19 protein-coding genes are annotated in these 19,851 nt (G+C 74.4%); 8 read left to right on the top strand and 11 right to left on the bottom strand.

Going from position 1 to position 19,851, the window contains the following annotated elements:
• The first annotated feature begins 17 nt into the window (after positions 1 to 17).
• The 6 genes from ACSNN9_RS05165 (at position 18) to ACSNN9_RS05140 (ending at position 4,891) form a co-directional block, all read left to right on the top strand.
• Positions 18 to 1,475: an argininosuccinate lyase gene (locus tag ACSNN9_RS05165; protein ID WP_436671464.1), complete on the top strand. Its 1,458-nt coding sequence runs from the start codon at positions 18 to 20 to the stop codon at positions 1,473 to 1,475.
• A 40-nt stretch (positions 1,476 to 1,515) separates the two neighbouring features.
• The gene (locus tag ACSNN9_RS05160; RefSeq protein ID WP_436671463.1) at positions 1,516 to 2,445 is read left to right on the top strand and encodes an ROK family protein; all 930 of its coding nucleotides are present in this window, start codon (positions 1,516 to 1,518) and stop codon (positions 2,443 to 2,445) included.
• 296 nt (positions 2,446 to 2,741) lie between these two features.
• Positions 2,742 to 3,425, top strand: a complete 684-nt coding sequence (locus ACSNN9_RS05155; protein WP_436671462.1) for an SMI1/KNR4 family protein — start codon at positions 2,742 to 2,744, stop codon at positions 3,423 to 3,425.
• On the top strand, positions 3,422 to 3,841 hold the full coding sequence (locus tag ACSNN9_RS05150) for an MmcQ/YjbR family DNA-binding protein (protein WP_436671460.1): 420 nt from the start codon (positions 3,422 to 3,424) through the stop codon (positions 3,839 to 3,841). The genes ACSNN9_RS05155 and ACSNN9_RS05150 overlap by 4 nt, the downstream gene beginning before the upstream one ends.
• A 65-nt stretch (positions 3,842 to 3,906) precedes the next feature.
• On the top strand, positions 3,907 to 4,203 hold the full coding sequence (locus ACSNN9_RS05145; RefSeq protein WP_436671458.1) for a hypothetical protein: 297 nt from the start codon (positions 3,907 to 3,909) through the stop codon (positions 4,201 to 4,203).
• A gap of 43 nt (positions 4,204 to 4,246) precedes the next feature.
• Positions 4,247 to 4,891 carry a dihydrofolate reductase family protein gene (locus ACSNN9_RS05140; protein WP_436671457.1) on the top strand — a complete coding sequence of 215 codons (645 nt, stop codon included), beginning with the start codon at positions 4,247 to 4,249 and terminating at the stop codon, positions 4,889 to 4,891.
• 69 nt (positions 4,892 to 4,960) lie between these two features.
• Here the strand turns inward: ACSNN9_RS05140 and ACSNN9_RS05135 are convergent, their stop codons facing one another.
• Positions 4,961 to 5,293, bottom strand: coding sequence for a hypothetical protein (locus ACSNN9_RS05135; protein WP_436671456.1), 333 nt, complete (start codon positions 5,291 to 5,293; stop codon positions 4,961 to 4,963).
• Between the two features lie 211 nt (positions 5,294 to 5,504).
• Positions 5,505 to 5,990 carry a hypothetical protein gene (locus tag ACSNN9_RS05130; protein ID WP_436671455.1) on the bottom strand — a complete coding sequence of 162 codons (486 nt, stop codon included), beginning with the start codon at positions 5,988 to 5,990 and terminating at the stop codon, positions 5,505 to 5,507.
• Positions 5,991 to 6,266: 276 nt separating this feature from the next.
• Between ACSNN9_RS05130 and ACSNN9_RS05125 the strand changes: the two genes are divergently transcribed.
• A complete protein-coding gene (locus ACSNN9_RS05125) occupies positions 6,267 to 8,699 on the top strand; it encodes a M14 family metallopeptidase (RefSeq protein WP_436671454.1) in 2,433 nt (810 codons plus the stop codon).
• Between the two features lie 56 nt (positions 8,700 to 8,755).
• Here the strand turns inward: ACSNN9_RS05125 and dinB are convergent, their stop codons facing one another.
• The 8 genes from dinB to ACSNN9_RS05085 form a co-directional block, all read right to left on the bottom strand.
• Complete coding sequence (gene dinB, locus ACSNN9_RS05120) at positions 8,756 to 9,943, bottom strand: DNA polymerase IV (protein WP_436671453.1); 1,188 nt, start codon at positions 9,941 to 9,943, stop codon at positions 8,756 to 8,758.
• 170 nt (positions 9,944 to 10,113) lie between these two features.
• Positions 10,114 to 10,638, bottom strand: a complete 525-nt coding sequence (locus tag ACSNN9_RS05115; protein ID WP_436671452.1) for a GNAT family N-acetyltransferase — start codon at positions 10,636 to 10,638, stop codon at positions 10,114 to 10,116.
• A 58-nt stretch (positions 10,639 to 10,696) separates the two neighbouring features.
• A complete protein-coding gene (locus ACSNN9_RS05110; RefSeq protein WP_436671451.1) occupies positions 10,697 to 11,101 on the bottom strand; it encodes a DUF2809 domain-containing protein in 405 nt (134 codons plus the stop codon).
• Positions 11,102 to 11,196: 95 nt separating this feature from the next.
• Entirely contained in the window at positions 11,197 to 12,771 is a 1,575-nt protein-coding gene (locus ACSNN9_RS05105; protein WP_436671450.1) for an FMN-binding glutamate synthase family protein, read from the bottom strand.
• Between the two features lie 82 nt (positions 12,772 to 12,853).
• Positions 12,854 to 14,074 carry a PP2C family protein-serine/threonine phosphatase gene (locus ACSNN9_RS05100; RefSeq protein ID WP_436671449.1) on the bottom strand — a complete coding sequence of 407 codons (1,221 nt, stop codon included), beginning with the start codon at positions 14,072 to 14,074 and terminating at the stop codon, positions 12,854 to 12,856.
• A gap of 93 nt (positions 14,075 to 14,167) precedes the next feature.
• Positions 14,168 to 16,315, bottom strand: a complete 2,148-nt coding sequence (locus tag ACSNN9_RS05095) for an amylo-alpha-1,6-glucosidase (RefSeq protein ID WP_436671448.1) — start codon at positions 16,313 to 16,315, stop codon at positions 14,168 to 14,170.
• 185 nt (positions 16,316 to 16,500) lie between these two features.
• A complete protein-coding gene (locus ACSNN9_RS05090) occupies positions 16,501 to 16,914 on the bottom strand; it encodes a VOC family protein (protein ID WP_436671447.1) in 414 nt (137 codons plus the stop codon).
• 121 nt (positions 16,915 to 17,035) lie between these two features.
• Positions 17,036 to 18,145 carry a peptidoglycan recognition protein family protein gene (locus tag ACSNN9_RS05085; RefSeq protein WP_436671446.1) on the bottom strand — a complete coding sequence of 370 codons (1,110 nt, stop codon included), beginning with the start codon at positions 18,143 to 18,145 and terminating at the stop codon, positions 17,036 to 17,038.
• A gap of 209 nt (positions 18,146 to 18,354) precedes the next feature.
• Here ACSNN9_RS05085 and ACSNN9_RS05080 point away from each other — a divergent pair, with 209 nt between their 5' ends.
• Complete coding sequence (locus tag ACSNN9_RS05080) at positions 18,355 to 19,056, top strand: phosphotransferase family protein (protein ID WP_436671445.1); 702 nt, start codon at positions 18,355 to 18,357, stop codon at positions 19,054 to 19,056.
• Positions 19,057 to 19,111: 55 nt separating this feature from the next.
• On the opposite strand, the gene ACSNN9_RS05075 is transcribed toward ACSNN9_RS05080, so the two are convergent.
• Complete coding sequence (locus ACSNN9_RS05075; RefSeq protein WP_436671472.1) at positions 19,112 to 19,849, bottom strand: amino acid ABC transporter ATP-binding protein; 738 nt, start codon at positions 19,847 to 19,849, stop codon at positions 19,112 to 19,114.
• Positions 19,850 to 19,851: the final 2 nt, after the last annotated feature.

Below are 19,851 nucleotides of genomic sequence, written 5' to 3'. Positions count from 1 at the left end.
AGGAAGTAGAGACCGTCATGAGCACACCCGCGCTGACCACCTACCAGCGGCACCACCTGCGGCCGACCTACGACCACCACGTCGGGTACCTCTTCCCGGCGATGGTCCGGGCGAGCCAGGCCCACGTGGTGATGCTGACCGAGCAGGGGCTGGTCCCCGCCGAGCGGGGCGCCCGGCTGCTGCGCGGGCTGGCCGAACTGCGCGCCGACACCGCCGGTGCGCCGGAGTTCGACGGCACCTTCGAGGACACCTACTACCTGATGGAGAAGCGGCTGGCGCAGGCGTGCGGCATCCCCACCTCCGAGCTCGACGTGCAGATGGCCCGCAGCCGCAACGACCTCGACGCCGGGGTGTTCCGGATGCTGCTGCGCGACCAGTTGCTCGGGGTCCTCGACCGGGTGCTCGCGACCGGCGCGACCGCCCTGGACTCCGCGCACCGGTACGCCGACGTGGTGATCACCGGCTACACCCACCGCCGGCCGGCGCAGCCCACCACCATCGGGCACGCCCTCGCCGGGTACGCCGAGGCCCTCGCCGGGGAGGCCGTCGCCTACGCCGAGCTGATCGACCAGCTCAACACCTCGCCGCTGGGCTCCTGCGCCTTCGCGGGCACCGACCTGGACATCGCCCCCGCCCGGGTGGCGGAGCTGCTCGGCTTCGACGGCCTGGTCACCAACTCGTACGAGGCGGTGGCCGGCGCCGACCACCTCGTCCGGGTCGGCACCCTCAACGCCCAGGCCCTCGCGACCGGCGCCCGGCTGGCCCGCACCCTGATGGACTGGCTGAGCTGGCGCTGGGTGACCACGCCCGGGGACTTCACCCAGGGCAGCAGCATCATGCCGCAGAAGCGCAACCCGGTGGTGCTGGAGCACCTCGTCTCGATGGCCGGCGCCACCGCCGCCGACGCCGCCAGCGTGCTCAACAACGTCGGCGCCGCCTGGTGGGAGGACTCCAACAACGCCACCACCGACGTGCAGGTGCGGCTCTGGGAGAGCAACGACCGCACCGACCGGTTCTTCGCGCTGCTCGGCGGCTTCCTGGCCGAGATCGAGCCGCTGGAGCCGCCGTCGGCCGAGGAGATCGTCGCCTCCGGCGCCACCACCACCGCCGCGGCCGACGCGCTGACCCGGCACGGGGTGCCGTTCCGGGCCGCCCACTCGGTGGTCGGCCGGCTGGTCCGCGGCGGGGCCCCGGGCACCTGGACCGCGCAGACCGTCCGGGCGGCGGCCGAGGGGATCGCCGACGGGCTCGACGACGCCGCCGTCGCCGACCTGATCGCCGCCGCCGTACGCCCGGAGCTGGTGCTCGACCGCGCCCAGGTCGACGGCCCCGGCGCGGACGCGGTGCGCGCCCAGGTGGCGGTGCTGCGCGGCACCTTCGACACCGTCGCCGGCCGGCTGGCCGCCGTCCGCGCCCGACTCGCCGCCGCCGACGAGGCGCTGGACGCGGTCGCCGCGCAGGGGGCGGCCGGATGAGCGCGCGGAACGCGCCGGCCGGGGGCGTGGAGGTGGCCCGGTGAGCGTGCGACTGGCCGGCCGGGCCGCGCAGCCCGCGCCGCCGGCAGGCGACGCGGGCGTGCTGCTCGGCATCGACTTCGGCGGCACCAAGATGGCGGTCGGGGTGGCCGACGCGCAGGGCCGGCTGCTGGCCCGCGAGCGGATCCCGACGTACGCCGAGCGGGGTGCCCCGCAGGCCCTGGACCGCGCCCTGGAGCTGGCCGCGAAGCTGGTGGGGGAGGTCGGCGCGCCCGTCGCGGCGGCCGGGATCGCCTCGCCCGGCGTGGTCCGCTCCGACGGCATCGACCTGGCCCCGAACGTGCCCGGCTGGGACGGGCTGCGCCTCGCCGACGCGGTGCGGGACCGGCTGGCGGTGCCGGCGGTGGCGGTCGACAACGACCTCAACGCCGCCGCCCTGGCCGAGCTGCGCCTCGGTGCGCTCCGCGACGCCGACCCCGGCCTCGTGGTGGGCCTGGGCACCGGGGTGGCGGCGGCGGTCACGGTCCGCGGGTCGGTGCTGGCCGGACACCACGGGGCGGCCGGCGAGATCGGGTACGCGGTGGCCGGCGGGCCGTGGCCGGGCACCATGCTGGAGCTGGGCTTCTCCGGCCGGGCGCTGGACCGGCTCGCCGACTCGCTGGACGTGCCGGGCGGGGCGCGGGGGCTGGCCGCCGCCGCCGAGCGGCCCGGCCCGGCCCGCGACGCGCTGTCCGCCCGGGCGGACGAGCTGGCCCGGCACCTGGTCACCTGCTGTTTGCTGCTCGACCCGCAGCGGGTGGTGCTGGTCGGCGGGGTGGCCGGCAACGCGCTGATCCGCGGGCTGCTGGGGGAGCGGATGGCGGCGGTCCTGCCGTACCCGCCGGAGGTGGTGCTGTCGCGGTTCGCCGACGACGCCGCGCTGCTCGGCGCGGTCATCCTCGCCCGCGAGGCGGTCCCGACGCCCCGCTGACCGGGCCCCCGGTTCTTGCAAGTGTTTGCAGACCACGAAGCCGATGGTCCACCACGGACCGTCGGCCTCGTGGCTTTCGAGGGGCTATGGCCAGGCCCCACCCGGGGCGGCCGGCATTGTTGCCATCCAATTTCTGCTGCAAGGTCATGGCCCGATCGGAAGCGCCCCGGCGCGTCTGCATCCCGCGCCTGCTCCTCGCCGCCGCCGTCGTGGCGGCCTGTACCGACCGCCTCGGCCCGGGGTCCGGCCGCCCGACGGCATCGGAGATGTCGGCGCCCGCCGGTAGGGTGCCGGCCGTGACGCACACCGACTGGTCCGACGTACCCGGGCGGCTCGCGCGGCTGGCCGCCGACCCCGGCGCCGAGGGGATCTTCGGCGCCCGCGCCCACCGGTGGACTCTGGAGCCGCCGCTGCGCGCCGGGGAACTGGCCGAACTGGAGGGGCAGCTGCGGGTCGAGTTGCCGGAGGAATACCGGTCGTTCCTGCTCGCGGCGGGCCGGGGCGGGGCCGGGCCCGCGTACGGGCTCTTCCCGGCGCGACGGACCGACGGCCGCTGGGGCTGGGCGGGCGACGGCGCCGACCTCACCGACCGCGACAGCCTGGCCCGGCCCTTCCCGCACACCGAGGCGTTCAATCCGGCCGACGCCCTGCCCGAGCCGCCCGACGAGGAGGACTTCGACACGGTCGAGGCCTTCAACGACGCCGAGGAGGCCTACTGGGAGCGGTACGACGAGGTCGTCTACGCCCCCGGGCACGCGATCGGGCTGCTCTACCTGTGCCACCTCGGCTGCGCGCTGCGGGAGGCGCTGGTGGTCAGCGGCCCGGCGCGGGGCCGGATGTGGGCCGACGACACCGCCGAGGGCGGCGGGTTCCGGCCGCTGCTCGACGACGACGGCACGCCGCTCGGCTTCGCCCGCTGGTACCGGCGCTGGCTGGACGCGGCGGAGATGCCGGTGCAGGCGGCTACCGTGCGGGGATGACCGCCCCCGCAGACGTGCCACCCGAGTTCCTCGACCGACTGCGGTCGATCTGCCGCGAACTGCCGGAGAGCTACGAGGAGCCGGCATGGGTGGGCGTGCGCTGGCGGATCCGCAGGCGCACCTTCGCCCACGTGCTCACCGTCGACCCCGACCACCAGATGGCCTACGCCCGGGCCGCCGCCACCGATGAGCCGACCTGTGTGCTGACGTTCCGCTCGCCCGTCGACGAGATCCACGCGCTGGTGGCCGGCGGTCACCCCTTCTTCAAGCCCGACTGGGGAGCCGACGTGCTGGGCCTGGTCCTCGACGACGGCGTCGACTGGACGGAGGTCGGCGAGCTGCTCACCGCAAGCTACTGCCGGCTCGCCCCGAAGAAGCGCCTCGCCCAGGTGCCGGGGCCGGCCGGCCGCCCCTGAGTAGGCGACGTCGACCGCTGACGATCGCCGATCCGCACGCTCGGCCAGCGCGACCGGTGGACGGGGTGCCCGGAGCCGCCGTCCACGCCGAGGTCCGCAATCAGCGCGTCTTCCGTGCGGTCACCACTGCGACCGGACCGGCATCGACCGGATGGTCGGGCTCTGAGTTCGTCTACTGCCTGGACGTCTACCGCTTCGGCCGCGACTTCCTCACCCCGGAGGCCGTCGTCGCGGACACGAGGTACTCCTGGCACGTCGAGGCTGACGAGGGCGACGACTTGGCCGCCGTCCCGGAGATATTCGTTCGCTACGCCGGAGGCCGGGCAGCCACACCTTCGGACACGGTCGGTGACCTATCGTGAGTGTCGAGTGCCGGATCGAACACCAACTCACCGGGAGTAAGGCATGGGCCTGATCCACATCGAACTGTTCGCCACCCTCGACCTCGTCGGGCAGGCGCCCGGCGGCCCCGACGAGGACCCGGTGGGGTTCCCGTTCGGCGGCTGGCAGGCGCCTTTGCTGGACGAGGTCACCGGGGCGCAGGTCGCCGCCGCGTACGAGGGCACGGACGCCCTCCTGCTCGGCCGGCGGACGTACGACATCTTCGCCGCCTACTGGCCGCACCAGGAGGGTGGCCAGGACGACGCGATCGCCACACTCTTCAACAGCGTCCCGAAGTACGTGGCGTCCCGCGGCAGGCCCGACCTCTCGTGGGCCGGGTCCACCCAGCTTGGCCCGGACCTGGCCGGCGCGGTGCGCGAGATCCGCGACCGGCACGAGCACGTCAAGGTCGTCGGGAGCCTGAATCTGGTGCAGACCCTCCTGCGCGAGAAGCTCTTCGACCGTCTCGACCTCTGGGTCTACCCGATCATGCTCGGCGTCGGGAAGAAGGTGTTCGACGGTGGCGAGGTGCCCACGAACGTCACGCTCCTCGAACCGCCGGTAGCGAATCCGAGGGGCACCGTGTACCTGCGCTACGGGCTCGCCGACGGCACGCCCGGAACGGGGGACATGGGGGCACCCGATCGCGGTGCCGGAGTCGACGACTGACGCCGCCCGCCAGGTGGGTTCCGCGTCCGGCGTCACCGCGGGCCGCAGCGCCGATCCACGGCTGGAGTGCTAGGCCGCCGACGCGGCCCGCGGGCCGTTGGGCCGGGTGCGCTGCGCCAACCCGGCGGTGGAGAGGTCCGAGCGGCCCTGGCCGCCTGCCGGCCGCACCGCGTGCGGCGACGACTGCCCGGAGTCGGACCGGGCCATGCGCAGTGCGCGCTGGGCGTTGTTCCAGGCCGGGCAGGGCCAGGCCTGGCCCGCGCAGAGCAGGTTGCGGCACCCCCCGTCCCCGTCCGGCTCGTGGGCGTCGGCCACGTCCAGGGCGAGCTTCCACAGCAACGGGTCGGTCACCTCGGCGGGACGGTCGGCCTGACGGTCGGACCGGTCGGTGGTGTCGGACACGAGATTGATCCCCCTTGAGCGCAGGTGCGATCTTCACCTTCTCCAGTTTCCACGCCGGCGAAACATCCACACCCCTTCCAGGCTGCGAAGTGGGTCGCCGAGGCTCGCGGCCCGGTCAGGCGACGGCGCGCACAGGTGGCTCCCGCCGGATCCGGACCACGGCCGGGAGGTCTGGGGCCGGCAGGCCGGGCGAGGGCAACGGGCTGAATCGTCACTCGGAGTCGTGCGGGCCTCGCCGCGGCCGGTTCCGGCGCATCCGCAGCGCCGCGACGGCGGCAACTGTCAGCAGGACCGCCAGGGTGGGCCCACCCGCGATGACCACGAGCCCCGCGCCGATGTTGGCGCCGATCCCTCCGGCGGTCAGCACCCGCCAGGCGAGGCCGAGGAGGACGCCGGCCCCGACGAGCGGCCCCAGCACCCTCCACCACCGGGCGTCGAGCCGGCGGCGTGCCGTGGCCCGGAGCAGCCAGGCGAACGCGAGGACGTCGCCGCCGCAGGCCAGGACGCCGACGACGCGGTCCCCCGCCGTACCGAGGCTCACGGGCCGGATCGCGTAGTCCAGTTCGACGCCCTCGGCGGCCAGTTGCCGGGCCTCGTCGTTGGTCAGGTCGCCGATGAGCCACCAGGCAGCCACCGGAGTGCACAGGACCAGGATGAGCGCGGTGATCCGAGACGTCAGTCGGTGCTGCTTCGTCATGCCTGTTGCCTTCTCCCGGCGATCTTGTCCAAGCTGCTCGGCCAAGTATGTGGGTGGCCGCGGGACGGGGCGTGAGCACACCTACTCAGGGCAGGTTCGCACCTGGGCTCCCGGCCGGCGCGGCGGCGCGGACCATACATCGACGGGGATTGACATGTGAGTTCGTGTGCACTGAGGATGGCCTCAGCCCACGGACCTTCACCGGAGCAGCCGTACCCGGGCGGCCCCTCGGCCATCCCGCTCCGGCCGCCCTACCGACACCAGAAGGGCGGACACATGCGTGATCCCTCAGCTCCCCGGTGGCGACGCCGCCTTCCCGTCCCGGCCGCGCTGGCCGCCGCCACGGCGGTGGTGCTGCTGGTCAACCCGGCCTCGGCCGTCGTGCCCGCCGCCGAACGGCCCGTCGAGCTGGTCCGGGTCGCCGACGAGGAGGCGAACGTCGTCGAGGTGCTGCTCGCCGGCACCGCCCAGCTGGACGCCCTCGTCGCCACGGGCGTCGACCTCGACCACCACGTCACCCGCACGGAGAACGGGGTCGTCGCGCACGCGGTCGTCACCGCCAGCGAGGCCGCGGCCCTGACCAGGGCCGGCTTCACCCTCGGCGAGGTGCTGCACCGCCCCGCCGACGCCCGGGCCCGGATCGCGGAACGCGAGGCGACCATCGCCGGGCACGCCGCGCAGAACCGGGAGTTCGCCGCCGCGACGCGCGGTCCGGTCGCCTCCGCCGCGTCCGACGTCAAAATCATTCGAGCGGACTACTACACCTCCGGAACGAGCCAGATCCTCTCCGTCGAGGCGAAGTGGGCGCAGGGACAGACGGCCGCCGACGCCCTCACCGTCGAGCGGGACAGCGGGCCGGGCACCGAGATCGGCTCCGGTGGGACGCAGACGATCTCCCGTTTCGTCGACGCCGGCGTCTACCTCTACCACCGCGGCGCCGCGCCGGTGACCAGCCGGCCCGACCGGGTCCGGATCACCAGCCCCACCGGTGACGTGGCCGTCGCGCAGGTGCGGGAGTGGCTGCCGACCCCGGGCGACGACCCCGAGGGACCGGGCTACCAGAAGGACTTCGTCACCAGCTACCTGACGCCGACCGAGCTGTACGCGCGGATTCACCAGCTGGCGGCCGAGTTCCCCCGGCTGGCCGAGATCGTCGAGCTGCCGCACCGGACCAACGGCTACCGGAGGCACGCCCAGGCGGTGCTGGGCGCCGCCGCCGACAGCCGGGTCGCGGTGGACTCCCTGGCCTGGGGGCACGAGGGCGGCAACGACATCTCCGTGGAACTCGCCGACCCGGGCACGGCGGACACGCCGCTGTCGGTGACCGTCGCCGGCCCGGCCGTACGGGTCACCCTGGGCACCGACGGCGCCGGCGCGGTGACCAGCACCGCCGCCCAGGTCGTCGCGGCGCTCAACGCCCGGGCCGGCACGCTCGTGCGGGCGTACACCTATCGGGGCAGCGCGGGCGCCGGGATGGTCGCGCCGGCCGCGCGGACCCCGCTCAGCGACGGCCTGAGCGCACCGGCGAGCGTCTCGCGCGACCCGCACCCCGTGTACGCCATCCGGATCGGCAAGCACCGGGACGGCTCGAAGCTGGGCGTGCTCGCGTACGCCCAGGAACACGCCCGCGAGTGGGTGCCGCCGCTGGTCACCGTCGAGACCGCCGAGCGGCTGCTGCGCAACTACGCCCACGACGGGCGGACCCGCCAACTGCTGGACAACCTCGACATCTGGATCGCCCCCTCGATCAACCCCGACGGCGGCCACTACTCCTTCTACGACTTCAACTCCCAACGCAAGAACATGACCAACCACTGCCCGACGACCGGGGCGGCCGACTTCCTGGCCCGCAACTCCTGGGGCGTGGACAACAACCGCAACTACACCGAGTACAGCCTCTTCGACGGCTACTCGGGGGCGTCGGCGAGCTGCACCAGCGGCACGTACGCCGGGCCGAGCGAGCTCTCCGAGCCGGAGAACCGCAACCTCGACTGGCTGGCCTCCCGCCCGAACATCCGGTTCTCGATGAACCTGCACTCCTCGGGCAACTACTTCATGTGGTCGCCGGGGGCGTACGCGCTGCCCGGCCGGGTCTCCGCGCCCCGCCCGACGCTCGCCGAGGAGTCGGCGTTCTGGGGCGCCTCGTCGCGGATCCTGGCCGCCATCAAGCGGCACCGCAACATGGCGGTCACCCCGGCGCGCACCGGCCCGATCTCCGACGTGCTCTACTCGGCGGCCGGCAACTCCGGGGACATGCTCTGGTACAGGTACGGCATCTACGCCTGGAACTTCGAGGTCGGCACCTCGTTCCAGCCGGAGTGGGACGAGGCGCACGCCGAGACGCTGGAGTTCGCCAACGGCCTGGTGGAGTTGATGCGGGTGGCCCGGGACTTCGCCCAGGACCGGACCCGGCCGCGCAGCACGCTGGCGGTCGCGCAGAGTGCGACACCGGGCATGGTGGACGTGACCTTCTCCACCAGCGAGCCGGCCGCGGTCTTCTACACCCTCGACCGGGCCGCCCCGACGTACGCGTCCACCCTCTACGGCTCGGCGGGCATACGGGAGGGCGGGGAGACGCTGACCGTCCCGGCGGGGTCGCGGATCCACTGGTTCTCGGTGGACTCGGCGGGCAACGTCGAGAACAACTACCGCCCCGACGGCAACGGCCGCAACTACCGCAAGGGCACCGCCGTGCTGCCGGCGGGCTGACCGCACCGCCAGCCGACGGGTGGTGTCCTCGGGCCGGGGCACCGCCCGCCTGCGGTTCAGTCCGGCAGCAGCGGCATCTCCAGGCCGGGGTCCCGACCGAGCAGCACCGCCCGGGTGAGCGCCCCCGACCCGAACCGGTCGCGCACCGCGTCCACCGCCGCGTCCAGGTCCGCCCCCGGATCGCGGTCGAACGGCAGCGGCGGCTGGACGGGGGAGTCGTCCAGGTTCCCGACCGACACGCCGAGCAGGGTCACGCCCCGCCGCGCGATCTCGGGCAGCGCGGCCCGCAGCAGGGCCCGCGCCGCGGCGAGCAGCGGGGCGGTGTCGGCGGTCGCCTTGGCCACCGTGCGGGAGCGCGTCGCGCGGGTGTAGTTGCCGAAGCGCAGGCGCAGCGTCACCGTCCGGCCGGCCCGCGTCGCCGCCCGCATCCGCCGGGTCACCCGGTCGACCAGGCCGGCGAGGATCGCCTCCAGCTCGGCGGGGGAGTGCCCGACGGCGGCGAGGGCGTGCTGCGCGCCCATCGACCCGCGCCGGCGGCCGACCTGCACCGGCCGGGGGTCGCGGTTGTGCGCCAGGGCGTGCAGGTGCCGACCGGCGCCCGCGCCGAGCAGCGAGACGAGCGTCGCCTCGCCGAGGCGGGCGACCTGTCCGACCGTACGGATGCCCCGCTCGCGCAGCTTCGCCGCGGTCACCGGCCCGACGCCCCACAGCCGCTCCACCGGCAGCGGGTGCAGGAACGCCAGCTCCCCGTCGGGCGGGACGACCAGCAGCCCGTCGGGCTTGGCGACGCCGCTGGCCACCTTCGCGAGGAACTTCGTGCGTGCCACGCCCACGGTGATCGGCAGGCCGACCCGCTCGCCCACCTCCCGGCGCAGCCGGGCGGCGATGTCGGCGGGCGGGCCGGCCAGCCGGCGCAGGCCGCCCACGTCGAGGAACGCCTCGTCGATGGAGAGCCCCTCGACGATCGGGGTGGTCCCCCGGAAGATCTCGAACACGGCGCGGCTCGCCGCCGTGTAGGCCGCCATCCTCGGCGGCACGACGATCGCCTCGGGGCAGAGCCGCCGGGCCTGCCGGCCGCCCATCGCGCTGCGGACGCCCCGGGCCTTCGCCTCGTAGCTGCACGCGAGGACCACGCCGCCGCCGACGACCACCGGCCGGCCGCGCAGGCGCGGATCGTCCCGCTGCTCGACCGACGCGTAGAACGCGTCCAGGTCGGCGTGCAGGATGCTGGCCTCGGGCGACACGAACACATGTTCGCACGAAAGCCGGCGACGACGGCACTGACCTGCCCGAACACCGCCGCGCGGCGATCGCCGCAACGCGGACGGCCGCCGGCACGTGCCCGGCGGAGCACGGCTGCGCCCGGGCGCGTGGCGGCACCGGTGCCGGACGCCCGCCGGGGCCTCGCCGCGGGTTACAGCTCGTCGAACGGGCGGGCGTAGGTGAACCCGCCCCGGATCGACGGCCGCCAGGCGCTCAGCGGGCGGGCCATGAAGTAGGGCGGCCCCCACGGCTGCGGCGGGGTGACGCCGAGGTCCACCGCCGGGCGGAACCCGAAGCGCGGGTAGTAGTCCGGATGCCCGAGCAGCACCACCAGCGCCTCCTCGCGCGCGTCGGCCGCGCCGAGCACCGCGTGCATCAGCGCGGAGCCGACCCCGCGCCGCTGCCAGTCCGGCAGCACGCCGAGCGGGCCCAACCCCAGCGCGATCGGCTCGCCGGCCACCCGGCCCCGGGTGCAGACCACGTGGCCGACCACCCCGGCGGCGTCGTCGACCGCGACGAGGGAGAGGGCCGGCAGCCACCCGTCGTCCGCCCGTAGCGCGTCCACCAGCCCCGCCTCGACGGGTACGGCGTCCGGCTTCTCCGGGTCGGCGAAGGCGGCGAGGTGCACCGCCCGGATCGCGTCGACGTCGGCCGGGGTCTCACGTCTGATCAGCACGGGGCCACGATAGGTAGCGCGGCGCACCCGGTGCGCGCCATTTATCGGCGCGGCCCGCTCACCCCGCGGGCTGGCGGTGCCGGGCGCGGGCGCCGACGGCCCGGTGCACCGCCACCAGCGGCAGTACCCCGACCGGGTACCAGGCGAGGTCGACCGGGTCGAACTGCACCCCGAGCGCGAGCCGCGCCAGCAGGCTGCGCGCCGACAGGGCCGCCGGTACCCCGGTCAGCTGCGACACCTCGACCGCCCAGCAGAAGGCGATCGCGATCGCGCCGGCCGCCGGCGGCGACAGGCGCGGCCGGAGGAACAGCACACCGGCCCAGACCATGGACGCGTACAGCGCGGTGCCGGAGTGCTGTTCCAGGCCGCCGTCGGCCGCCGCCCGGACGACGAGGGCGACGACCAGGAAGAGGGTGGCCGCGGCGAGCAGCAGGACCCGGCACCGCCGAGAGGTGATCGACATTCCGACGATGCTAGGCGCGCCAACTCGTGCGCCCAGGCCGTGCGGCAGCAGCGTGGCGTCGCGGGACCCGGGCGGGAACCGAGCGGGGAGCGAGGTCAGGACATCGCGGTCGGCGACGGTGGGGCGGTGCCGCCCTGCGGGGCCTCCGCCGTCATCAGCCGGACGATTCGCGCCCGGTCGGCGGCGGACGGCAGTCCCCACTCGGGGCGGTAGCCGTACACCTCGTGCAGGGGGTGGGAGGCCGTCCGGCCGTCGAGGACCTCGATCGAGTCGGTGTCGATCAGGCCCGGGTGTTCGACGCCGCACGCCTCGGCGACCTTGACCAGGTCCCGGCGCAGCGTCCGGATGTAGTTGGCGGCGCGCACCGACTTCGAGCCCGGGTCCACGCCGCGGGCGAGCCACGGGTTCTGGGTGGCGACGCCGGTGGGGCAGGTGTCGGTGTGGCACTTCTGCGCCTGGATGCAGCCGATCGCCAGCATCGCCTCCCGGCCGACGTTGACCATGTCGCAGCCGAGCGCGAACGCCACCACCGCGTTGTCGGGCAGGCCGAGCTTGCCGGCGCCGACGAACACCACCTGCTCGTGCAGGTCGCGCTCGGCGAAGACCTTGTAGACCCGGGCGAAACCCTGCTGGAACGGCAGCGACACCGAGTCCGTGAAGATCAGCGGCGCGGCGCCGGTGCCGCCCTCGCCGCCGTCGACGGTGACGAAGTCGACCCCGCGGCCGGTGTCGCGCATCAGGGTGGTCAGCTCCTCCCAGAAGCCGAGGTCGCCCACCGCGGACTTGATGCCGACCGGCAGGCCGGTCTCGGCGGCGAGCAGCTCCACCCAGTCGAGCAGGCTGTCGCAGTCGGAGAACTCGGCGTGCCGGGACGGGCTGACGCAGTCGCGCCCCTGCGGGATGCCCCGGGTCGCGGCGATCTCCGCGGAGACCTTGGCCGCCGGCAGCAGGCCGCCGAGGCTGGGCTTCGCGCCCTGGCTGAGCTTGATCTCCAGCGCCCGCACCGGCGCGCCGGCGACCAGGTCCTTGAGCCGGTCGAGGCTGAACCGGCCGCGTTCGTCGCGGCAGCCGAAGTACGCGGTGCCGATCTGGAAGACCAGGTCACCGCCCTTGCGATGGTACGGCGACAGCCCGCCCTCGCCGGTGTTCTGCAGGCAGCCGGCCAGGGCCGCGCCCCGGTTGAGCGCCTCGACGGCGTTGCCGGACAGGGACCCGAAGCTCATCCCGGAGATGTTGACCACCGACTCGGGCCGGAACGCGTGGGCGCGGCCCCGCGCGGCGCCGAGCACCTTGGCGCACGGCAGCCGCACGTCGTGCCCGGCCCCCGGCGTCGACGGCGGGACGGCCCGACCGAAGGTGCGGTGTTTGATGATCGGATATCCGGGGGTGAACTCGATGTCGTTGTCAGTGCCGAAGCCGAAGTAGTTGTTCTGCTGCTTCGCCGACGCGTACACCCAGCGGCGCTGGTCGCGGGTGAACGGCCGCTCCTCGTTGTTGCCCGCGACGATGTACTGGCGCAACTCCGGCCCGATGGACTCCAGCAGGTACCGGGCCCGGCCGAGGACCGGGAAGGTACGCAGCAACGCGTGGTCGCGCTGGATCAGGTCACGCGCGGCGAGGGCCGCGACGGCGGCGACGGCGGCGGGTACGGCTCGGCTGGCCCACTTCATGCCCGCCACTCTTTCCGCGATCGCCTCCCGCCAAACGGGCCGGCGATCCCCGGCCGCCTCGGCGACCCGGACGGCGTGCCGATCAGCGCGGCGCCGGGAGGCGGTGGACGACCAGCATGGCGATGTCGTCGGTCGGCTGCTCGGCGCCGAGGGCGCCCATGACCGTGGCGCAGACCTGCTCGGCCGGCGCCGGCCGGACCACGTCGGCCAGTTGGTCGAGGCCGACGTCGATGACCTCGTGGCGGCGTTCGACGAGGCCGTCGGTGAAGCAGACGAGCACCGCGCCCGGCGGGAAGTCCACCTCCGCGCGTTGCCGGGGCGGTGGCCGGCGACCCGTGCCGAGCGGGGGATCGATGTGGACCTCCACGGGTGCGCCCGGCCGGCCCGGCACGGCGAGGACGGGGCGCAGGTGCCCGGCGGCGGAGAGCCGGATGCGGGTCCGATCGGGGGAGACCATGGCGTAGAGCGCCGTGGTGAGGTTGCCGGCCTCGAAGTGGCCGACCTTGCGGTCGAGGAGCGTCAACGCCTCCGCCGGGTCGTCACAGACCAGCGCGTAGGCGCGTAGCGCGCTGCGGACGCGCCCCATGATCACGGCCGACTGCAGGCCGTGGCCCGACACGTCGCCGATCACCAGGCCCAGCCAGCCCGAGGGCAGGAGGAACACGTCGTACCAGTCGCCGCCGATCCCGGCGACGTGCCCGGGCACGTACCGGGCGGCCAGGTCCAGGCCCGCCACGCTGGGCAGCTGGGTGGGCAGCAGGCTGCGTTGCAGGGCGAGGGCGGCGTTGTGGTCGAGGTTGTGGGACCGGGTGAGGCTGGCCAGGCTGGCCCGGTCGGCGACCAGCTCCAGCAGGCGGACGTCGTCGGTGGTGAACCGGCGTCGAACCAGCGTGCCGACGTGCAGCACGCCGATCAGCTCGCCCCGGGCGAACATCGGCACGCCGAGCAGCGAGCGCAGCCCCATCGCCAGCAGGATCGGGTTGACCACGGCGTCGGGGGTGACGTCGTCGACGATCACCGGCTGCCGGGTCAGGGCGATCCGGCCGGCGAACCCGCGGCCGACGGAGACGCGGAAACCCTGCCGGACCTCCTCCTCCAGCCCTTTGGCCGCGGTGGCCACGAGCTGCTGCGCGTGCGTGTCCAGCATGAGGATCGCCGCCGTGTCGACGTCGAGCAGGTCCCGGACGCGGTCGAGGAGCTCGTCGAAGAGATCGGCCGCGTCGAGGCGGGACAGCGTCGCGTCGGTCACCGCCTCGATGCGGCGCAACCGTTCGTCGTCCCGGATGAGCCCCTGGTCGGCCACGACAGGATCCTAGCCCTGTCGGCCGCGTGCGCCGCCTGCCGTGCTGCGCCGCCGCCCGCCGCCCGTGGGGTCCCGACGATCCGGGCCAGCTGGTCAGGACCGGCGGCGGGTGGCCCGGGCCTGGAGGGTGGGCCGGCGGACCACCGCGATCCGGTCGCCGCGGGCGCGCAGCGACGTGCGCCCGCCGCGCCCGCGTCGTACGGTCAGGTCGATGGTGCGACCGCCGACCCGCACGCCCTCGAGCACGAGGTCCGGCAGCCACTCCGGCAGGTGCGGGTCGACGAAGATCGTCCGCAGCGGCGCGGCCGGGCGCAGTGCCAACAGCGCCTGGATCAGGGCGACGACCGCGCTGGCGGACCAGGCCTGCGGGGAACAGGAGTCCGGGTAGACGCCGGGGTGCGGGTGGGCGGCGTCGCGGGGCAGCCCGCTGAGCACCTCCGGCAGGCGGTGTTCCGTGAAGAGCGCCGCCGCCGAGAACATCCCCTCCGCGAGCCGGTGCAGGTGCTCCCAGCAGCCGTACCGGGCCAGCCCCAGGCCGATCGTGCCCGCCTCGACCGGCCACACGCTGCCCCGGTGGTAGCTGAACGGGTTGTACGCCGGGTGCGCCGAGGACAGGGTGCGCACGCCCCAGCCGCTGAACATGTCGGGGGCGAGCAGCCGGTCGGCGACCAGCGGCGCGAGCCGGGCGGGCACGATCCCGGTGGCCAGCAGGTGACCGTCGTTGGAGTTGACCGAGCGCACCTGCCGCTTGTCCGGCCCCAGCGCCAAAGCGTGGCAGCCGTGGTCGGGCATCCAGTAGGCGCGGTGGAAGCGGCGCCGCAGGGCGGCGGCCCGGCGGACCAGCCCGGCGCCGAAGGCGGGGTGACCGGCCGCGGCGAAGACCACCGCGGCGTGCCGCAGCGCCGCGTACCAGTACGCCTGCAACTCGCTGGTCGCGATCGGGTTCGGCACCACCTCGCCGTGCTCGTCGACGATGGCGGTGTCCGAGTCCTTCCATCCCTGGTTCTTCAGGCCGGCGGGGGACCGGCGGTGGTACTCCAGGAAGCCGTCCCGGTCGAGGTCGCCGTACCGGTCGATCCAGCCCAGCACGCGCCGCGCGGTCGGCAGCAGGTCCCGCACCGTGTCGAGGTCCCCGGTCCAGGCCAGGTACTGGCCGAGGAAGACCAGGAAGTCCGGCGCGGTGGACCAGTCGCCGTGGTAGCCGGCGAACGGGTCGAGCCCGAGCGCGGACACCGGGCCCCGCCGGGCCTCGTGCAACGGTTTGCCGGGTTCCTCGTCGCGCCAGTCGTCGATGCGCCGCCCGAGGTGGCGGGCGTTGAGCCGCAGGCTGTCGGCCAGCATCGTCGGCCCGGCGAGCAGCGCCTGCCACGAGGCGGTCATCGTGTCGCGACCGAAGATCTCCTGGTAGATCGGCAGGCCGGCCATGGGTGCCGTCGGCCAGTCCGGTTCGCCCAGCGGCAGCACGGAGAGGTCGTCGACCGCGCACCGCCAGGCGGCGGTGACGTCGAAGTTGCTGCTGCCCAGGCGCGCGAACTCGCGGGCCAGGGTGCCGCGGGCGCGCGCGGCGGCGTCGCCCGGCTCGGCGAAGGTCGGCGGCGGCGCGGCGAGGCGCCGCCCGTCGAAGACGGGTTCGACGACGAGCTCCACCCGGCGGGACTCCCCGGGCGGCACCGCGACGTCGACCGCCAGGGCGGCGTCGGCGTACCGGACGGGCATGTCGGCCCGTACGCCGATCGCCACCGCCCGGTCGAGGCCGTCGCACCGGTAGGTGAGGCGCAGCTCCCGCTGCCGGTCGTCCCAGCTCGTGTCGACGGCGCCGGACTGCACCCGGCGGCCGGTCTCGGCCTCGCTGGTGTCGGCGAAGTCGGCGCCGAGGTGGATCCGCAACCGCAGGTCCAGCGGCACGGCCGCGTAGCTGACCACGGTCAGCCGGGTGCGCAGCCCCTCGCCGACGAAGCGCTCCACCAGCAGGTAGGCCGCGCGGGAGGGCAGCGTCTCGCCGTCGCCGAGGGCGGCGTACGACAGCTGGGCGTGCCCCGCCACGTTGGCCGTGCTGAACGGGACCGGCTCGCGGCCGTCCACGCTGAGCCGTTCCGTGCTGAGCACCCGGGTGTTGCGGGCGAAGAAGCCCTGCGGGTCGGCGCCGGTGATCCGGCCGCGGACGTCGGTGACCAGGGTGCTCCAGCCGCTCGCCACGTAGAGCAGGTCGGGGCGGACGCGCAGGTTCCGGACCCGGGTCATCGCGGCCGGGGCGTGCTCGGACCACGGCGGGCGCGCCGGGCGGGGCGGCCGGGCTGCGGGTGCGCGGGCGTCGACAGCATCGGGTGCACCCCCTGGCCGGCGGCTGCGGGCCAGGGGCGCACCGTGGGGTGCCGCCCCGGCCCGTGGACAGCGGTCCCTACCCGCTGCCGCCACCGCTACACCTGTCAGCCCTGCGGCTGGCCGATGTTCACCATCCAGGCGATGCCGTAGCGGTCGACGCACATGCCGAACTCGTCGCCCCACACCTGCTTCTCCAGCGGCATCGTCACGGTGCCGCCCTCGGCGAGCCTGGCCCAGAATCCGCGCAGCTCGGCGGCGTCGTCGCCGCTGAGGCTCACGGAGACGTTGTTGCCGGGGTCGTGCTCCATGCCCGGCGTGGTGTCCGAGGCCATCAGCGTGAAGCCCTGGTCGGTCTCCAGCATCGCGTGCATGATCTTGTCGGTGAGCGCGGGGTCGTCGGTGCCGTACGTGCCGAAGGTGTCCATCGACAGCGCACCGCCGAACACGCGCTGGTAGAACTCCATCGCCTCCCGCGCGTTGCCCGGAAAGCTGAAGTACGGGTTGAGTCGAGACGCCACAGCACCCTCCTCCGGTCGTGACAGCCTCATCGTCGCAGATCAGGAGCCTGGCGGGGGCGAGGTACGACCGCGTCCCGCCGGCCCGTCGGGCAGTGCGCCCCCGACGGGCCGGCGGCGGCGGTCAGTGGCGGAACGACCGGCGTACGACGCCGCCGACGAGCGCGCACCAGGTGTCGACGTCCAGCTTGCCGTGGGCCGGCAGGCCGTGGGTCCGCTGCACGTCCTTGACGGCCGTCCTGGTCGGGTGGTCGTACTCGCCGGTGACGGTGACCCCGGGGTGGCCGCGGAAGTTCAGCAGGAACTGCACGGCGGTGACCGGCAGGCCGGTGGCGTCGCCGCCCAGCTCCGGCACCAGGGTCTCCCAGGTGGGGGCGGTGAGGGTGGCGTCCACGTCGACCGGAATGCCGTTGCGGTGCTGCCAGTCCTGCACCGCGGCGACGGTGGCGGCGTCGAAGACGCTGTTGACCGGCACGGTGTAGCCGCGGTGGGCCAGCAGGTACTGCACCACCCGGACGGAGGGGGAGCCGACGAAGCGCCACAGGTCCGGCCAGCGGCGGGCCGGCACGTCGCCGAGGTCGGTGCCGAGCGCCTCGAAGACCCGGCGGCGCAGGGCGGGGAACTGCCCGTAGAAGGCCGCTCCGGGGCACTGCGTGGTGCGGAAGTCCCAGTGGCCGAAGATGTCGTGGGCGTGCAGCCCGTACCGCCGGCAGATGGTCGCGCAGAGCGTGACCAGCGAGTCCAGCAGGGCCTCCGGCGGCGTCTCGGTGACGTAGGTGCCCTCGTTCTCGATGCCGATGGCCCGGCCGTTCTCGCCGGGGCAGTGCGCCGAGATCATCTGCCGGTCGCCCGCCCGCAACCGCTCCAGGCTGCCCCGGCGGCCCTCCATCACGTAGCCGCCCCGGCTGATGGTGAAGTGCTGGCCGGTGTCGGACCAGCCGTTGCCGTCCATGTGCAGGTTCTGGCAGTCGCGGGCCAGCTTGACCGCCTGCGCCTCGGAGTAGTCGGTGACGTTCGGGAACGCCATGTGGTGCACGATGATCTTGTTGGTGGGGATGGCGCTGACCGCCAGCGGGTCCGCCGGCGGGCGGGCGCCCCACTCGTCGCAGCTGTAGATCCAGTCCAGGTCGGCGGCGGGGTCCGCGTGCGCGGCGCCCGGGAGAGCGAGTTGGCTGCCGACGACCGCGACCGTGGCGGCGCCGAGGCCGGCCCGCAGCAGGGTTCGACGGTCCACTGCGGAATTCTCGACGTGCATGGCATCTCCTCTGCGGCCGGAGGTGGGGGCGGGGCGGCCCCGTGAAAAGGAACTCCAGGCGTCGCGTGTGATGTGGAGAATATTGCCAAGACTCGACGGCGCGCCAGAGCCGGTGCCGCTCAGTTGAGATTGGGGCGCCTGCTCAGCGGCACCGCGATGTCACCTCGCGCGCCTGGCAGGATGGCGGGATGCGGCAGGGAGCGGTCGGGCACGTGCGGCTGGTGCAGCACCAGGGGCGCCAGCTGATCGAGAAACGGATGACGGAACCCGCCCGCCACGACACGGAGGTGCTCGCCCTGCGGGCACTCGCCGACACGGGCCTGCCGGTGCCCGAGCTCGTCGAGGTCGGGCCGGGCTCGATCCTCATGACGCTCATGCCGGGCGAGCGACTGGACAGCGGTGACGCCGAGGTGCGACTCGGCGGGCTCCGTGCCTCGGCGACCCTGCTGCGTCGGCTCCACGAACTGCGGCCGCCCGACGGGCTGCCGGCCGCGCCGGACGATGCGCTGATCATTCGCCGCTACCGCGACGCCGGAGGCCCCCCGCTTCCACTCGCCGTTCCACCGGCCGGTCGCACGGTGTTCTGTCACGGCGACTGGACCGACGGAAACCTCCTCGCCGCGAACGGCGCCATCACGGCGGTCCTCGACTGGGAAGCGGCCCACCTCGGCGATCCGCTCCGAGAACTGTCGCGGGCAGCCTGGGGCGCGGCACGCAAGGACCCGCGGTCGTTCGACGCCCTCGTCGAGGGGTACGGAGCCGACCCCGCCATGGTCCGGGCCTGGTTTCCGATCCACGCCGCCGAACTCTGGCTGTGGTTCGCCGAAGCCGGGCCGCCCGAGTACCTCGACCAGCTCACCGGGGAACTGCGGAGCCTGTCCCACGCGTGAGGACGAGACGCACCCCGCTCTGGCCGCCCGTGCGCCCGACTGAAGGGCGCCGGCGCTAGAGCACCTGGGAGAGGAAGCGGCGCAGGCGGGGGTGCTCCGCCCGCTCGAAGATCGCGGCCGGCTCGCCGGCCTCCAGCACCACGCCGCGATCCATGAACGCGACGGTGTCGGCGACCTCGCGGGCGAAACCCATCTCGTGGGTGACCACGACCATCGTCATGCCGCTGGCGGACAGCTCCGCCATCAGCCCGAGCACGCCCTTGACCAGCTCCGGGTCCAGGGCGGAGGTCGCCTCGTCGAAGAGCATCACCTGCGGGCGCAACGCCAGCGCGCGGGCGATCGCGACCCGCTGCTGCTGCCCGCCGGACAGGTGCGCCGGGCGGGCGTCGGCCTTGGCCGCGAGCCCCACCAGCTCCAGGTGCTCGCGGGCGAGGGCCACCGCCTCGTCCTCGCCGAGCTTGCGGATGCGGCGCAGCGCGAGGGTGACGTTGCGCAGCACGCTCATGTGCGGAAAGAGGTTGAACTGCTGGAAGACCATGCCGATCCGCTGCCGCAGGGCGTCCGGGTCGTCGCTTAGCACGCTGCGCCCGTCCAGCAGCACGTCGCCGCGGTCGGGCTCGATCAGCCGGTTGATCGTGCGCAGCAGGGTGGACTTGCCCGACCCGGACGGCCCGATCACGCAGGCCGTCGCCCCGCGCGCCACGTCCAGGTCCACCCCGCGCAGCACCCGGTGCGACCCGAAGGCCAGGTGCACGTCGCGGACGCGCAGGCTCACCGAGGTCGTCGTGTCGATGC

The organism is Micromonospora sp. URMC 107, assembly GCF_051386315.1.
In the GTDB taxonomy this organism is placed as follows: domain Bacteria; phylum Actinomycetota; class Actinomycetes; order Mycobacteriales; family Micromonosporaceae; genus Micromonospora.
The sequence above is the reverse complement of the archived record's forward strand: the minus strand, read 5'-3'. Positions and strand labels throughout refer to the sequence as shown.

What these genes read in the sequence shown, in the direction of transcription:
- ACSNN9_RS05165 (WP_436671464.1), top strand. Translation starts at nt 18, where the DNA reads ATGAGCACACCCGCGCTGACCACCTACCAGCGGCACCACCTGCGGCCG.
- ACSNN9_RS05150 (WP_436671460.1), top strand. Translation starts at nt 3,422, where the DNA reads ATGACCGCCCCCGCAGACGTGCCACCCGAGTTCCTCGACCGACTGCGG.
- ACSNN9_RS05140 (WP_436671457.1), top strand. Translation starts at nt 4,247, where the DNA reads ATGGGCCTGATCCACATCGAACTGTTCGCCACCCTCGACCTCGTCGGG.
- ACSNN9_RS05130 (WP_436671455.1), bottom strand. Translation starts at nt 5,990, where the DNA reads ATGACGAAGCAGCACCGACTGACGTCTCGGATCACCGCGCTCATCCTG.
- ACSNN9_RS05125 (WP_436671454.1), top strand. Translation starts at nt 6,267, where the DNA reads ATGCGTGATCCCTCAGCTCCCCGGTGGCGACGCCGCCTTCCCGTCCCG.
- ACSNN9_RS05110 (WP_436671451.1), bottom strand. Translation starts at nt 11,101, where the DNA reads ATGTCGATCACCTCTCGGCGGTGCCGGGTCCTGCTGCTCGCCGCGGCC.
- ACSNN9_RS05105 (WP_436671450.1), bottom strand. Translation starts at nt 12,771, where the DNA reads ATGAAGTGGGCCAGCCGAGCCGTACCCGCCGCCGTCGCCGCCGTCGCG.
- ACSNN9_RS05095 (WP_436671448.1), bottom strand. Translation starts at nt 16,315, where the DNA reads ATGACCCGGGTCCGGAACCTGCGCGTCCGCCCCGACCTGCTCTACGTG.
- ACSNN9_RS05080 (WP_436671445.1), top strand. Translation starts at nt 18,355, where the DNA reads ATGCGGCAGGGAGCGGTCGGGCACGTGCGGCTGGTGCAGCACCAGGGG.